Annotated in this window: 16 protein-coding genes; 5 read left to right on the forward strand and 11 right to left on the reverse strand. The window is 37.3% G+C overall.

All coding sequences use genetic code 11. The features are described from left to right. Window position 1: 1 nt before the first annotated feature. From FHY45_RS08500 to FHY45_RS08510, 3 genes are all read right to left on the reverse strand, one after another. A complete protein-coding gene (locus FHY45_RS08500; RefSeq protein WP_066101225.1) occupies window positions 2–274 on the reverse strand; it encodes a PTS sugar transporter subunit IIB in 273 nt (90 codons plus the stop codon). A gap of 11 nt (window positions 275–285) precedes the next feature. After that, on the reverse strand, window positions 286–735 hold the full coding sequence (locus FHY45_RS08505) for a PTS sugar transporter subunit IIA (protein WP_066101228.1): 450 nt from the start codon (window positions 733–735) through the stop codon (window positions 286–288). Between the two features lie 295 nt (window positions 736–1030). After that, the gene (locus FHY45_RS08510) at window positions 1031–1465 is read right to left on the reverse strand and encodes a nucleoside 2-deoxyribosyltransferase (RefSeq protein WP_066101231.1); all 435 of its coding nucleotides are present in this window, start codon (window positions 1463–1465) and stop codon (window positions 1031–1033) included. A gap of 491 nt (window positions 1466–1956) precedes the next feature. Between FHY45_RS08510 and FHY45_RS08515 the strand changes: the two genes are divergently transcribed. Together FHY45_RS08515 and FHY45_RS08520 are read left to right on the forward strand one after the other, a co-directional pair. Then, the gene (locus tag FHY45_RS08515) at window positions 1957–3585 is read left to right on the forward strand and encodes an FAD-binding protein (protein ID WP_175354222.1); all 1629 of its coding nucleotides are present in this window, start codon (window positions 1957–1959) and stop codon (window positions 3583–3585) included. An 87-nt stretch (window positions 3586–3672) separates the two neighbouring features. After that, window positions 3673–4128 carry an SRPBCC family protein gene (locus FHY45_RS08520; RefSeq protein ID WP_066101234.1) on the forward strand — a complete coding sequence of 152 codons (456 nt, stop codon included), beginning with the start codon at window positions 3673–3675 and terminating at the stop codon, window positions 4126–4128. 189 nt (window positions 4129–4317) lie between these two features. Here the strand turns inward: FHY45_RS08520 and FHY45_RS08525 are convergent, their stop codons facing one another. Beyond that, complete coding sequence (locus FHY45_RS08525) at window positions 4318–4944, reverse strand: TetR/AcrR family transcriptional regulator (protein WP_066101237.1); 627 nt, start codon at window positions 4942–4944, stop codon at window positions 4318–4320. Window positions 4945–5156: 212 nt separating this feature from the next. On the opposite strand from FHY45_RS08525, the gene FHY45_RS08530 reads away from it, so the two are divergent. Then, complete coding sequence (locus FHY45_RS08530; protein WP_139891394.1) at window positions 5157–5735, forward strand: hypothetical protein; 579 nt, start codon at window positions 5157–5159, stop codon at window positions 5733–5735. A 379-nt stretch (window positions 5736–6114) separates the two neighbouring features. On the opposite strand, the gene FHY45_RS08535 is transcribed toward FHY45_RS08530, so the two are convergent. From FHY45_RS08535 to FHY45_RS08555, 5 genes are read right to left on the reverse strand one after another with little or no spacing between them, the layout of a single operon-like run. Beyond that, window positions 6115–6885 carry an ATP-binding cassette domain-containing protein gene (locus FHY45_RS08535; RefSeq protein ID WP_225983666.1) on the reverse strand — a complete coding sequence of 257 codons (771 nt, stop codon included), beginning with the start codon at window positions 6883–6885 and terminating at the stop codon, window positions 6115–6117. Between the two features lie 17 nt (window positions 6886–6902). Continuing rightward, a complete protein-coding gene (locus tag FHY45_RS08540) occupies window positions 6903–7670 on the reverse strand; it encodes an ABC transporter permease subunit (RefSeq protein ID WP_139891395.1) in 768 nt (255 codons plus the stop codon). Between the two features lie 15 nt (window positions 7671–7685). Continuing rightward, entirely contained in the window at window positions 7686–8660 is a 975-nt protein-coding gene (locus FHY45_RS08545; RefSeq protein WP_139891396.1) for an aliphatic sulfonate ABC transporter substrate-binding protein, read from the reverse strand. A gap of 23 nt (window positions 8661–8683) precedes the next feature. After that, window positions 8684–9493, reverse strand: coding sequence for a VOC family protein (locus FHY45_RS08550; RefSeq protein WP_139891397.1), 810 nt, complete (start codon window positions 9491–9493; stop codon window positions 8684–8686). An 11-nt stretch (window positions 9494–9504) separates the two neighbouring features. Beyond that, the gene (locus tag FHY45_RS08555; protein ID WP_066101254.1) at window positions 9505–10683 is read right to left on the reverse strand and encodes a M20 metallopeptidase family protein; all 1179 of its coding nucleotides are present in this window, start codon (window positions 10681–10683) and stop codon (window positions 9505–9507) included. 240 nt (window positions 10684–10923) lie between these two features. On the opposite strand from FHY45_RS08555, the gene FHY45_RS08560 reads away from it, so the two are divergent. Further along, entirely contained in the window at window positions 10924–12192 is a 1269-nt protein-coding gene (locus tag FHY45_RS08560; RefSeq protein WP_066101257.1) for a hypothetical protein, read from the forward strand. A gap of 220 nt (window positions 12193–12412) precedes the next feature. On the opposite strand, the gene FHY45_RS08565 is transcribed toward FHY45_RS08560, so the two are convergent. Further along, window positions 12413–12928, reverse strand: coding sequence for a CueP family metal-binding protein (locus tag FHY45_RS08565; protein WP_139891398.1), 516 nt, complete (start codon window positions 12926–12928; stop codon window positions 12413–12415). 552 nt (window positions 12929–13480) lie between these two features. Between FHY45_RS08565 and FHY45_RS08570 the strand changes: the two genes are divergently transcribed. After that, entirely contained in the window at window positions 13481–14056 is a 576-nt protein-coding gene (locus FHY45_RS08570; RefSeq protein ID WP_139891399.1) for a hypothetical protein, read from the forward strand. 141 nt (window positions 14057–14197) lie between these two features. Here the strand turns inward: FHY45_RS08570 and FHY45_RS08575 are convergent, their stop codons facing one another. Continuing rightward, window positions 14198–15847: a catalase gene (locus tag FHY45_RS08575; protein WP_066101268.1), complete on the reverse strand. Its 1650-nt coding sequence runs from the start codon at window positions 15845–15847 to the stop codon at window positions 14198–14200. Window positions 15848–16023 lie beyond the last annotated feature (176 nt).

Here is a 16023-nt window from a genome sequence, read left to right on the forward strand (position 1 = left end):
GTTATATATCCTCCAGATGTTTTTCTAAAACAGTTTTGATTTCTTCGACATTGAATAAATTAATGAGCGGAATGACTTTCCTTCCATCTCCCTCTAACTGCTCCATGATTTCAGGTGAACCAATATAGTAATCTACTGTCTCCGCTTTGGCGGATGTTAAATCGGTATGCCCTACTTCTGCCTCCCGATTCATTTCACGCAAAGCTTTCTTTACATTCATTTCTGCAATAAAACTACTTCCTAAACCGTTCCCACATACAACTAATATTTTCATCTTGCTGCCTCCTATTGTATAAATGAAAATAATTGCTCTAAAAAATCATCTTTGGATTTGGAATGGATTAGTTGTTTCACATTCAATTCTTCACCTAAGACAGCTGCCAATTCAGATAGTGCTTCTAGATGTGATTGATTATCCACTGCTGCCAGTACAATAATCAGCTGAACCTTATGGTGGTCCTTATCCGAAAACCATACAGGTTCTTTCATAACGAGAAAGCTTAATCCCATCTGTTTTACACCAAATTCCGGTCTTGCATGAGGCAAAGCAATGTTTGGGCCAAGTACATAATAAGGACCTAGTTCCTTCGTATTACTGATTATTTTATCTACATAAGTCTGTTCAATAGAATCTTTTTCTATCAAGGGAGCAGCCGCTAATTGAATAGCTTCTTCCCATGTATTCAATTGATCCTTGAACTGGATTAGCTGTGTATTCAGAATCTGATCTAACAAGACCCACCCTCTCTCTAAACTTTCCTTCATTTATAATTCATTCATATAAATCTACTTGTAGATTTATTCCCTCTATCTTTTTGAAATTTATTTTTAGGACATCATGTTAATACTCCATATAATCATCTACTTCCTGAAAATTAACGATAATGCAGACATAAGTTTCAACTTTCTTTCAAATGTCTTGGAAAAATAGAGAATGATATTTTTGCTTCATAAAAAAAAGCCAGTCTTAGACCGGCTTTTAATTTAATGATATTCATATTATTAATAGTTTACTACTTAGCAAAAATGCTTATTCTACTTCCCCTTCAAAACGAATCAATGGGCATGTAGTCCAATCATAATTCTGCACTTCTTCCCACGTTTTAAAATAAGCTTGCAATGATTCTGTGATCATTAAGTTGCAATATTCTTCTTTCTCGTGGAAGACAAAGATAGGTTTACCAATTGAATAAGCTAACCCAATCTCAAACATTGTCCCAGAATCCGTTTCATCATATATCGCGAAAATGAGATCTGCATCTTTTACATGGTCTACATCATTCTTAAAAACTACATCTCTCCAAGGCTGTGTATTATACACATATTCCTTAAATTGATGCTCTCTTGGACTAAATACGTCAAAGCCCATATTTCGCAGAACTTCTTCTGCTTTGGAAAGACGCTGTGCCTGATTATCGTTAAACCAACCACTTGCTAAATAAATCTTCTTGCCTTTTAAATTCATGTTGTCCTCCGCACTACTTAATATATTACCAGAGGAATTATATTAAAATACGAATCAAATGACAAGTTTAGGGTAACTACTAATTCATATATATATTGGAAATAATTATCCTAATATTTATATATTGTTACAAAAAACTCACAAAAATCACGTATATTCAGAAATATCTCTTCATTGTTTCTTTGTCGTCAGAAAAAGTAAAATAAAATATCTACAACTAAACATGATTATTATCATGGCGCCAATGGAACTTGAAAAAGTTATACCACAATACCTTTTTACAGTCCCTTTATCATATAGTTAAAAAGATATATTCCAATGGCTCTAATGTTCTTATGCCTTTTTGAGAATGTTAGAGTTTTTCATCTTAATATATGTCATATTCTAATTATTTTCACAAATTGGACAAATAACTTGAAATAATTAGAATTATCGGTGATAATCAATTTATTGATAGTGTCACTATCAAAAATGGCAAAGGGGATGATTTTTTGTCTAGTAAAATACCTACTAATTGGGACAAAGAAGTAGATGTAATCGTTTTAGGGACTGGTGGCGCCGCTTTGACAGCTGCTGTGGCCGCTTCTGAAAGCGGTTCCAAGGTTCTTGTGTTAGAAAAGACCCATCAAATCGGTGGAACAACTGCTTTTTCAGGTGGAGTTCCTTGGATTCCACTTAATCATTATATGAAAGAAAAAGGGTATGAAGATAATCGTGAAGATGCTATTAATTTCATAAAACGCTTAGCACTTGGCCGAGCAGAAGATTCTATGATTGAAACTTTTGTAGATAAAGGACATGAAATCATTAAGTTTTTAGATGATCATACTCCTGTCAAATTTGTTTCTCCAAAATCTTATCCAGAATATTATGCACGTATGGATGAGGCATTAAAACATGGGACACGTTCATTAGACCCTGCTCCATTTGATTTAAATGAAATTGGAGAATGGGGTTCATTAGTCCGTCAAAACCCAATTTTCCCTCCTCTGACATTAGAAGAAGGCGGAGCCGTTGGAGGAATTGACTTCCAGTTAGTGGCTGAGCGTATGCAAAATAATATTGTTACTATGGGTCGCTCATTAGTCGCTTCTTTATTTAAAGCATGCTTGGATCGCGGCGTCGAAACCTTAATCGAAACAGCTGGTAAAGAGCTAATTATGGACGAGGATGGACAAGTAGTCGGAATTGTCGCTGAAACAAAAGATGGAGAAATTTTACGTTTCGCTGCACGCAAAGGAGTAATTCTAGCATCAGGCGGATTTGAATGGAATAAACAATTAGTCAAAGCCTTCTTAAAAGCTGAGTTCACTCATCCAGTTACCCCTCCTGGTAATGAAGGAGACGCACTCTTAATGGCTATGAAGGCTGGCGCTGCACTTGAAAATATGAGTGAAGCATGGTGGTATCCAGCAATGGTGGATCCAACATTTGAATATGAAGATAATGTAATGGCGCAGCTAGGTGGTGGCCGTAATGGTCCAAACTCTATCATCGTGAATAAATACGGACGCCGATTCGTCCATGAAGGAACAACCTATAACGATATGCCAAGAGCCTTCTTTAATTATGATCCAGTAAAAGTAGAGTTTCCAAACAAAGGACCAAACTGGATGATTTTTGACCAACAGCTAAAAGATAGCGAACTCATTATTACTATGGCACCTGGTGATCCTGCACCTGAATGGGTAGATCAAGCTGATACTATTCGCGAGCTAGCTGAAAAAATTGGTGTTGATCCAGACGGTTTGGAAATGGAGATTCAAAAATGGAACGAATATTGTGAGCAAGGTGAAGACCCTGATTTCCACCGCGGTACGATACAGTTTGAAGCCTTAACAAATGGCGGCGGAAGTCCTGAGAAAAACCTAGGCAAAATTGAAAAAGGTCCATTTTACGCATTACCTATCTATTTAGGTGCACTCGGTACGAATGGCGGACCAAAAATCAATGAAAATGGACAAGTTGTTAACTTTAATGGTGAACCAATTAAAGGTTTATACGCTGCCGGAAATGCTTCAGGAAATCCACTTGGCCCAATTTATCCAAGTGCCGGCGGAACAATCGGGCCTGCTATGGTATTTGGCTTCTTAGCTGGACAGCACGCAGCCAATTCATAATAAAAAAACAAAGACTTTCTTAGATAATGACTCATTTGCGTCAATAACCATATAAAACAACCATACAGAAACGGGAAGGTGCAGATCATGCCACAAGGAACACATACAGTTGAAGTACCATTAGATATTCAAACAATTTGGGAATTTGTTCATGACATGAACAAATGGGCTCCACTTGTTCCAGGATATATCGACCATGAAATTTTAAGTGAACGCCAATCTACTTGGGCATTCAAGGGTGACTTAGGGTTTATGAAAAAGACAGTTAAGCTCCAAATCGATATTAAAGAATGGAATGAACCATCCGAAGTAATTTTTGATCTAAAAGGTTTGTCTGATAACTTTAATGGCGGAGGCTATTTCCGTGCCGAAGTCATTGACGAAAAGACAACTAAAATGTCAGGACATCTTGATATCACTGCTGGCGGTATGATGGGTGCAATGGTCAATCAAATACTAACCAAATTTGTTCCACAGACAGCACAGGAACTAACAGATGCAATTGTAGATAAATTACTTGAAATTAATACAGTAAAAAAATAATAGAAGCGATCTACCCATATATAAAGTTCTATTTAGGATTGTTTATCATAAAAAGATAGAAAAAAAGACGTGTAAATTACGCGTCTTTTTTTCTTCTTTCATAGTTTGAAACCATGATGACAATATTTATTGTGCAGTATTTTATAAGAAAAACTAATAAATCATACATCTCAAATAACGGAACCCTTATTACTTCCCTTTTTGTAAGTATGATAGAATTATATCCTTTACTATAATTAAATTTTCCTTTTTAGGAGCAGAGATAAAAACATCCTCTGGTATTAAAGAATATAATGAATATTTCTTTACAGCAGTTCCGAACATATTCATGATCGTACTTATAATCACTTCATTGGTTTGTGAAAGCTGTATGCTTCCATCCTTCTTACCTTCATTAATAATTTTTAAAATTATGCCGCTAATTTTCCCGTAGGCCTTATGTATTTCTTCTAGCAATCCAACTTCAATTTGGATAAATGCAATATAAACTTCGAAAGCTTCCAAAAGTTTTGATGATATGCTATTTTCTTCGTTTATATACATAATATAAGCAGTTAGCACGTCATCCATTTTTTCTATACCCGTTTTGTTAGATTCTATAATTTTCTCAAAAATTGGTACCTGTTGTTCTATGACTTCTTTTATAACTTCAATAATTAAATGCTCTTTTTTCGGAAAATAACGAAATAGAGTTGCCACACCTACACCAGATTCATCTGCAATTTTCTGCATGGTTGTTTTTTCAAAACCATGCTCTGCAAATAATTCTTTAGCAGCTTTAACCATCCTCTTGCGTCTCTCCAATTTTTTATCCATTTCATCACCCACCAAACAATATTATACTACTTTTATTAAAAGAAGGCCGTTAGTAGGTTATATACACTCCATAACACTATGCCATAAAGTGTAATAACAACTAGCTTGAAATGTTTAATTAAATGTTGAAACAAGCAGTTCAGAAATAGTCGAAAGTGATGAGCAAAACATCCCCTAACTGAATAACGTATTTTCAGAAGGAGGAATATAGCTTGAAAAAACTGATTCTTTTTGCTGGTCTTGTTGGTCTGTTGGTTGCTTGTGGTGAAGAAGAGGTAGTTAAGCCGAAGGGAGAGCCTAAAGAAGAAGTTCCTGCAGCAGTGGAACCTAAAGAGGAAGCTCCCTCAGTAGAAGAGCCTAAAGAAGAGGCACCTGCAATTGAGGAACCTAAAGAAGAAGCTCCCCCAGCCGTGGAGCCTAAAGAGGAAGCCCCTCCCCCAGTACAAAAGGGGTCCATTGACCCTCAAGTCGCTCTGTCAATCCTTCAAGACGCATACCAAGGAATTGCCAAGGTGGAGTACAACGCAGAATTAAAAGCCTTCCTGATTCTGCCGACCGATCCGAACTTTATTGTGGAAATGGAAATGATTTTAACCGGTAAAATGTCGAAGGACGACTGGAACTATCTGGCTGACTCAATAGCTAAACTTAGTGGTGAACTGGGACCAGAATACCTTGTGTTCCTGCTCAACCCTGCAAATCCAGATAATTATATTCTAATGGCAGAGAACGGAGTCATCAAATACGATGCACTTAATGAGGATGTAAAGAGTCAGGATAAAGCCCTTTAACTCTTTAGGACATAGCAACAGATTACTGCATAGTAATTGGTATACAGTGCTTGAAGATATACCGAATATACACACCAGTTAAGAACCTGTTTTTCTGATATTCCACGTTTTATACTGAATTACCGTGAGTAACCGCAACATATAACTTCTGGTTTAAGTTACTTCACAGATCTTACATGATGATACAAGATAGTAGAAGAAGACCTCTCCAAAAAAATGACCCCCAAAAGTTAGAATCCAACTTTAACTTTTGGGGAGATCCATCAAATAGCAATATAATTTCATTTTTATAAATTCTTTATTGTTCTACATTTTAGTTGTTTGATTATACCGTTTATCTCTTCAAGTTTATTCCCCAAAATAATGACGTGCTTTATTTCTACTCCCCCTGCATAATTCGCTGCAGGACCTTATCCTCCAATAACGTTAACTTATTGTCTGTAAATTGTCGCGGTCTAGGTGCATCGACTTTTACATTCATTGATACATAACCATCCTGTATAAGGATTATCCGGTCTGCCAGACGAATTGCTTCTCTTACGTCATGAGTGACGAGTAAAGCATTAAATCCAGTTCGTTGCCAGAGGGTTTCGATTAAATTTTGCATTTCCATCCTTGTAAATGCATCAAGAGCGCTTAATGGTTCATCCAGCATGAGCAAAGATGGTTCATGAATGAGCGCACGCGCTAAAGCGACACGTTGTTTTTGTCCTCCTGATAATGTAGACGGCCATTGATCCTTGAACGATAATAAGCCAACTGCGTCCAACACTTCCTCTGCTTTTGCTTGCCAATTCCCATCAAGACCGAGCCCTACATTATCAACAACGTTTTTCCATGGCAACAATCTTGAATCCTGGTACATCATCGTCACATTGGCAGTTGATTGATTGGATGCTACTCCATTAAATAGCAGTTCTCCGCTTGTTAAAGTCTCTAGTCCTGCGACAAGTCTTAAAAGCGTACTTTTCCCACTTCCACTTTTCCCAATGATGGCTACAAACTCTCCTTTTTCAATGGTTAGCTGTATATTTTTTAATACCTCTTTGTCACCGAATTGCTTGCTAACATCATTGATTTCAATCTGAATCGCCTGATCATTAACTATTTCTTTCTGACTCTCCCACTTTACAGCTGCCAGCTTACTCACTCTTACCACCTCCTCCTTCATTTGTTGTAGCTTACGTTCCACTTCAGCGCTTTTTTCTCACCTAATTGGGCAATGATATCTGCCAGTTTACCCAGTAACGCATAGATTACAATACTTAATATAATGATATCCGTTTGCATAAATTCCCTTGCATTCGTTGCTAAATAGCCAATTCCTACTTGTGTTGGAATTGTTTCAGCAACGATTAAGGTTAACCACATTACACCGAGAGCATATCGTAAACCAACGAAGATGGAAGGAAGTGCACCAGGCAGAAGAATTTCCTTAAATAATCTCCATCCCTTTAATTTATACATTTTCCCCATTTCAACTAGTCCTGGATCCACATTACGAATGCCGTGGAATGTATTAACATAGACAGGGAACAACACACCTAATACAACCAGAAATATTTTTGCACTTTCGTCAATTCCCAACCAAACAATGACGAGCGGCAATAATGCTAAGTGCGGTATATTGCGTAGCATTTGAATGCTCGTATCTGTTAAACGATAGGAGCGATCTGAAAGGCCATTAAATATACCAAGTGCAAAACCGATTAGTCCGCCAATCACCATCCCAACAACAGCGCGCCCTAAGCTTGCCCCAATATGAGTGACCAATTCACCGCTCGCGAGTAACTCCCAACCACTAATTAATACACTGATAGGGGCAGGAAAAAGGGAAGCATTAACAATTTCTAATCTGGCGACGACTTCCCAGACAATCAGGATGATAACTGGAATAATCCAGGGCTCAATATTCCTAACTATTTTATGATTCATTGTCTTCATTCCTTTTTAGTTGATTGGCATATCTTTAGAAACATCGAGTTCTTTCGGTATCAAACCAATTTCAAAATATTTATCAGCTTGTTTTTGCTGTGTATCCACAATCTCCTGAGTTAATTTCGTTGCTCCGAATGTTCGACGATCCAACTGCTTTTTCACGATCTTTTCGTCAATCCCCAATGCCTTGGACATAATCTTGACTACTTCATCTTTATTTTCATTTGCCCATTGGTCTGATTTATCCGTAGTTTCTAAAATAAGATCAACTAAATCTGAATGCTCTTTCGCAAAGTCTGGCGTTGCATAGTAGAACGTACGATTGGGATATTGATAATCCACGTTTTCTGTAAATGTGATCGTATCTAATTCAACTTCAGCAGCAGCAAAGAATGGGTCATAGGATGCCAAAGCATCCACTTTTTTCGTTTCAAAAATGGATCTTCCCTGCGCAGCATCCTCCGGATATACCCACTCCACATCATCAACCGACAGACCGGCCTTTTCAATTGCCAGTACCGCTAAATAATGATGATTACCACCTTTTAAAACCCCTATCTTTTTTCCTTTTAACTGTTCAATCGAAGTAATCCCTGATTCCTTTAAAACCATCAATCCAACACCTTCAGGATTTGGTGCATCTGCCCCTACATATACAAGTGGTTTACCGGAGGCTTGAGCAAAGATTCCGGATCCGTCAGCAGCGTGTCCATAGTCAATGGCACCGGCATATAATCCTTCTAACAAGGTTCCGCCATGAGTGAACATTTCCCATTTCACCTTGTACCCTTTTTCCTTCAAGGTTTCTTCCAGATAGCCAGATTCTTTTAAAATATGTAGTGTATTCCCTTTTTGATAGCCAATCGTAATCTCTTTATCTCCATTTTTTGAAGCGTTACCTGAACTTTCTTTTCCGCAACCAGTGATGAATAATACACCAACCAGTAATAGAATTCCGATTATATAGTTTGATGTGCGCTTTTTCATAGGTCCCCACCCTTATCTTTCATTTATTTTGAAAATCTATAGATTGCTTTAGAAATTTGGACCTCTTCATCCTGTCCGGCACCGCTAAATTGGACTAAAAATGGCTTTTCTCCTCTTTTATTTAAAATGTCGGATACACGGCCTTCTCCATTCGGGCTAAATAAAACAATATCTCCACCCATTACATGCAGCCTTTTTCCAGTAGCATTCAATGAAGAATCGATAAAGGTTTCTCCTTCCTGCAAATCTAAATATTCAGCCCATTTTTTCGCTGTTTCATCATGCTTTTGAACAGCAAATCCTACGTATGATAAATGAATGTCACCTTTTTCATGCTTTGCGATGACAGATCGATCTTTTAAATCCTGTTTGCGTTCTTCGTCTTTTTGATCCCATTCAATAAAGAATGGTAAATCTAGTTTTGCTCCCTGTTTCCCTGCGTATAATAGCTTCCAGCTGACCACACTTCCATCGGGTCTTTTTCGACTCATCGGGTGCGGCCAATATACATCCAATCCATGTTGACGAAACCTCTCCGCAACACTTTCTAAATCATTGGAACGCAGCGCAATCCTTGATAATCCTTCTACGAATTGATCGTTCTTCAATGTTTCCCTTAAGCTATATTTCATACCAGAGGAAGATACTACTGCCTCTTTGTCATAAACACCGATCAATTCTATGTAACTTAAATCAAAATAACTAAGAGAATTATATGTACCTAAACTCTCATGCTTACCGCCTTCAACAGCGTGTAAGCCAACATCGCGAAACTGCTCTATTGCCTCTACTGGGCTATTAACAAAGTGAACAAGATGGTCAAATTGAAACATAAATCTTCCCCCTAGTCTGTTACTAAATAATGATTAGCTAATTGTAGAAAAATACGGCTTAACTGCAGCAATGCCTTTTCATCAAAATCAAATCGCGGATGATGGTGAGGGAACTGTGTTTCTGCCTGTTCATTATGTGCTCCAACATGGAAGTATGCCCCTGGTCTCTCTTCCAGATAATAAGCAAAATCCTCAGCTCCAAGGACGATGTCTTTTTCAACAAAGGCATCCAAAGAAATCGTTTCTTTTACTAATTTTTCAATTAATAAGGCTTCCTCTTTATGATTGACCAGGACTGGATATCCGTGGATATACTCTAATGAATACTCAATTCTATCAGCAACCTTCATCCCATCCAGAATGGCACGAATTTCGAACTCGATTTGTTGACGAACATTCGAGTTCATAGCGCGAACAGTTCCTTCCAAAACGGCCGAATCTGCAATAATATTAAAGGCATTTCCAGCATGGAAGCTTCCAACCGTTACAACAGCCGGTTCAACTGGATCAACACGGCGGCTGACTATCTCCTGCAGATTAGTAACCAACCTGCTCCCAATTGCTACAGTATCAATGGTTTGATGCGGTCTTGCACCATGCCCTCCTACCCCCTGCAAGGTGATTTTAAATGCGTCAACAGATGCCATGACAGGACCCGGTCTTGTTGCTATCTTCCCCACAGGCAAATCAGTCGCAAGATGCCCACTAAAGATGAAATCCACACCATCCAAAGCACCCTCTTCTATCATAAATTTTGCACCGCCTGGTGGCTTCTCCTCCGCATGTTGAAATAATAAAACTACTTTCCCCTTTAATTGATTGCGATGATTGTTTAATACTTTCGCTACCGCAAGTAAAGCCGATGTATGTCCATCGTGACCGCAAGCGTGCATGACTCCGTCAACACTTGATTTATACTCAACGTTCTTTTCATCATGGATTGGTAAAGCATCAAAATCAGCTCGGAAAGCAATGGTTTTTCCCGGATGATTGCCCTCAATAACACCGATCACTCCATTTCCTCCAACCTGCTCCTTCACGTTGATCCCAAAGCTTCGCAGCTTATCTGCAATGAATTTAGCAGTGTTGGACTCTTGAAATGACAATTCCGGATTTTGATGTAAATATCTCCTCCAGGAAACCATTTCCTCAAAATCTTTACTTAATTGGTCATAAAATCGTTCTGTCATTTGAACACCTCAAATACTGCTTAAATTTTTTAAATCCGAGCTATCAAATTAATGATTAAGAATAATCTTACAATTTATCCAAACATTACGTCAATAGTCAATTCCAACTAATTAGCTATGTTTTGTATGAATTATTGTTATTACTAATAATCGAAGAATTAATAATTTATAACCTAAAGCTCACTCTTCTGTATAATTAAGGTAATATGCGTTCTGATTATAAAGGGGTAGGTGCAAAATATGAATATAAAAATAAACGAATTAATTGATTCTACCAGAGCTAAATTTGGTTTGGATAATTATTATTTGAAACGACATTCATTATCTCGCAAGTTAAATATCTTAAATGAGACGGTATATTTTCTTGAAATGGAGTGGTTTCCTAATCATGTGGAGGAACAAGAGGAAGAAGAACTTAACCCTGAGGGCACAGCAGTTATTGAATTAGATATTAATAGCCTAAGATATGAGAGAGTAATTTTTGTAGGTGACATTTCTTATGCAAACGGCTTTAGATTTACTGAAGTTAATAGAGACACCGTTGTAAACTGGATTGAACAAGAAACTGGTTTGTCATATGGGAAGCACTTTAAATTGCATAAAGAAGAAAATGGGGAATTTAACTTTGAAGCATGCTTTGAAGATATATATTTTTCTCCCTCGGGTCATATTAAAGTGATTGTAGATCATAATGGTAACCTCACCCTCTACTCTAAACATGGTCTATTTCCACCCAATGAAATGATAAAGAAAGAAGTATACACACTATCTCTTGAATCAATAGAACACCTTGCATGGAAACAATTAAAGTTACTCAATTTCCCATCCTTTGAATCGGAACAACTCATCCCCGTTTATGGCGTGGAGGAAATTTATGTTACAAATGAACAGAAATCTGTAATCCCATTAGATTTCAACAAAGATATGAGACCCTTAGAAATAAATAAACCTATATATTGGGATGAACCCAACCTCAAACCATTTGAAAGACAGGAACTTAAATTGAGTTGGGATGTAACAATCGAGCAAGCAATATCCAATGAGCAGAGCCCGGATTCATTCCCAATTAGTAAAGCTGAGGAAGAAAAATGTATAGTAGGGGTCACTGAATTTTTGCGCCAGGTATACTCAAATGAAACAGGAAATTGGACACTGAAAACTCTACACCGTGATCAAGGATACATCCACGCAATATTACGATTAAATCAAGAAGACACTAAATGTGTTTTTCATAGAAAGCTTATGATTATTTTTGATGCGAAGAGTTTGCAAGCTATTAATTACATGGATAATCAGCCTTTTATTGATCAATTTGGTCATTTTTCTTGCTCAGAAGAAGTTTTGGTCAATAAAAACGAAGCTTATCAAAAAATTAAAGATCATTTTGAGCTGACACCTCGTTATGTCTTTGATTCTCAGCAAAATAAATATATATTATGCGGACTATTAGATTGTCATTATGGAGTACGCGCCTCGAGCGGGGATATTATCTCGTTAAATGATTTGTAAGCACAGTAACCAAATAGATAAATCATTGATATAAAAAATCCGCCCATCGTTTAAATTGGCGGATTTTACTTTTGCTTATGGGGTGGAATCTTTGTAGATTTTTTTTGAATTTTTGTTGTAATTCCCAATTTATTTCCTTTAGTTCACTCTCTACTTTTATATTTGTATAGATAAAAAAATCAGCGGATAGTTAATCTCAAACATATTTCTGAATAGACACCTATATTAATTGCATTGTAGTAATGCAGGTATTGTCGTCCTTAAAGGTAGAAATCGTCGTTTCAGATGTTTTTTCTCCATAGTTAATTCTTACCTGATATGTTTTCTCCCGTGGTAACCATATATCTATAAACCCATTTTCCAAGGAAGTCATGGTTTCATCAACAATGACCTTGCCATCTTCATCTTGAATATATACATTGAAATCCTTATTAACCAGTTCCCCCTGGCAGCCTGTTAAACTGTGGATTTCACATGGATGAGTCTCTTTAACATAGGGTGCAATGGAAACAAAAAACTCTTCCGCAGGAAGATCATAAGACTTCTCCTTATCATCCTTCACAATTAACTTACGTGATGTAATGGACGCAGAGACATTATCAAAACTCCCCGTACTATAATCTTGAACCATTTCCCTTATATCCTGTCCTTCTTCTTTACTTTCCTCTTCCGAATTACATCCCATCAACAAAAAAATGGACCATAAACTGATCATGATAAATAAAGCTTTTTTCATCTTTTCAACTCCTGTACACTAGTTCTATACAGGAATATTTTAACATACTAATAGATTTATATTTCTGTAATTGTTAACATTTATAGTCATTTAAAAAATGAAAGAGCCCTCACAAGGTTTTGCAAGCCAGCGTATACCAACAATTCTTTTACAATTTTATAATGCTATCTATTTTAGTTAAATATTTTCCAAAATATTGATTGATTTTCGTAGATTCTCTTTATCTTTGATTTCTCAGATGTCACAATATTACATATATTAACAAATAAGAATACAAATCTTAGCAATCTTGCTCTGCTAGACTGTACTCCTTGAGGATCTTACATAAGTTTGCCAATCAATTTAAAATACATACTACATCACTAAAAAAGTCATTCCTTCCTATCCCATGAAATGACGTTTATTTAGGTTAGTTTTTAGCTTTTTAAAGATGAGCTAGAGATAAACACCTCAGTAGTTTTAATTTGTTGCCAAACACATGTTCAATATTTTCTATGATTAGCACGCTGGAAAAAGGGATAAACGAACAAATTACAAAGGAGTGGAAGGCTAATGAAAAGAGCGATGATTAAAACTGGGCAAGGAAATTCTGTTAGTGGAAAACTGGCTGAAGAGATCAGTTATGAAGATCTAGTAAGCTATGGGAAAAGAGCTAAGCAAACATATTTTCATTTTGAGGAAGTACCCGATTTTCCCTTTCCAGGATTATCACCTACCCTGTATCCAATCTGGGAAGAAGGTGAAGGAGACGGTTGTTTAGTACTCTATGCTGATTATAATTTCCTTCCGCAAGCTGCCCTCTATTTAAGCGTCAATATTGATTATTTAATGGAGGAAATGGAAAAAGTGGCAGAACAAGCTAATAATGATGCTGGTCACCAAATGTTTGAAATCGCTTATGCTGCAGAAGAAGATTATGATTATATGATTTCAACAGGGGTGGCTATAGATCCCGAAGAGGCCAGTAATCTCAATGATTATCTAGAATTTATCAGCCTCACTTATATTTATCCTCTATTTGTATCTTCTTTGCGTTTTGCTGCATTGAGACATCAGGAAGACTTGAAGCAATTGATTGAAGATATGAACGAAATCATGTATGAAGATTCTGAAAACCAAAGTTCCTAATTATCATATTGGGAAGGCGATTTAATAAAGGGAATCCTCTCTTTCTATCATTTATCTCTAACTACTTCTATTGCTTCAATAACAAATCGTCATTAAAAAACTGCCAGTCAAATTGACTGGCAGTTTCTTTTAGTCCATCTATTAATATGGATCAGCCTCATGGCTTTTCTTCACAGCATCTTTTGTTGCTTCCATTGCTGCTGCCGTACCTTGACCGAATCTGGATTTACCTGCTTCACGGCCTGGTACTGCAGATTCTTCCTTCATTTCTGCTAATTCTTTCATTTTCATTTCGATGCCTTCTCTTACACGGCGTCCATATTCTTCATCTGCTTGAGTGAAGTATTCCACCATGGCATCTTGAATACGTTTATCACAAATTGCAAGAGCATTGGATAGGTTGTTAATTAACTCATCACGTTCCCAATCCTCAAAGCTGCGATATGTTTCACCTGCTTGACCAAAGTTGTTAGGACGGTCAATTGGTTCACTCATGACTGCAGCATTGTATGTTGGACGGTGTTGCGGACGTTCTTCTTTACTTGCTTCCTGGAATCCGCCAACCATAGATGGCTCATAGTTAATATGCGGATTATCTCCGGATTCTTTTGGATCGCGAACATCCATTTGGCCGCGATGCTGATTAGTGCGAACTGGCACTTTTGGTGCATTCACTGGCAATTTAAGATAGTTCGGTCCTACACGATAACGTTGTGTATCAGAGTAGGAGAATGTACGTCCTTGCAGCATTTTATCGTCTGAGAAATCCATACCATCAACAAGAACTCCAGTACCGAAGGCAGCTTGTTCAATTTCAGCATGATAATCGACCGGATTACGATCTAATACCATTTTACCAACTGGCAACCATGGGAATTTGTCCTCTGGCCATAGTTTAGTATCATCAAGAGGATCAAAATCAAGTTCAGGATGATAATCATCCTCCATAATTTGTACATATAACTCCCATTCAGGGTATTCTCCACGTTCAATCGCTTCATATAAATCCTGTGTTGCATGGGCAGTTGTTTTAGCCTGGATAGAATCTGCATCTTCTTGTGTCAAGTTACGAATTCCTTGTTTTGGCTCCCAGTGATATTTAACCAACACTGCTTCGCCTTTATCATTTACCCATTTATACGTATTTACACCAGATCCCTGCATGTGGCGGTATGTTGCTGGAATACCCCATGGAGAGAATAGGAATGTAATCATATGTGTTGCTTCAGGTGTGCGGGAAACAAAATCAAACATCCTTCTAGGATCTGCCACGTTTGAAGCTGGATCCACTTTAAATGCATGAATCATATCAGGGAATTTCATTGCATCACGGATAAAGAAAATTTTAAGGTTGTTCCCAACCAAATCCCAGTTACCGTCTTCTGTATACATTTTAACAGCAAATCCACGTGGATCACGTGCTGTTTCAGATGAATCTTTTGCACCTGCCACTGTAGAGAAACGAACCATTAATGGGGTACGTTTTCCAGCACCGGAAAATACTTTTGCACGAGTATATTTTTCTACTGGCTCATCGCCAACTTTTCCATATGTTTCGAAATATCCAAATGCTCCTGCACCACGAGCATGAACGACACGCTCAGGTACTTCCTCACGGTCAAAGTGGGAAATCTTTTCAATAAAGTGATAGTTCTCAAGTGTTGCAGGTCCACGATTTCCGACTGTGCGGATATTTTGGTTATCCGTTACTGGATGGCCCTGACGAGTTGTCAAAGTCTCGCGTTTCATTTCTTCTTTCTTTGAACCATTATGATCTTTGTTCTCTGCCATACTGAAAACCTCCTCTTTTAATAGCTCTCCTTATAACCCCTGTATGATGAATATACAGTATTAAGGAGTACCATCTTTGGAATTAATTTCAATCTATAATAATTATAAACAACTTCTATTATTACTATAAATTACAGGTTAAAAAGATTGCAAATGATATGGTATTTCTAAGTTTT

Source organism: Bacillus sp. D386 (assembly GCF_006346415.1).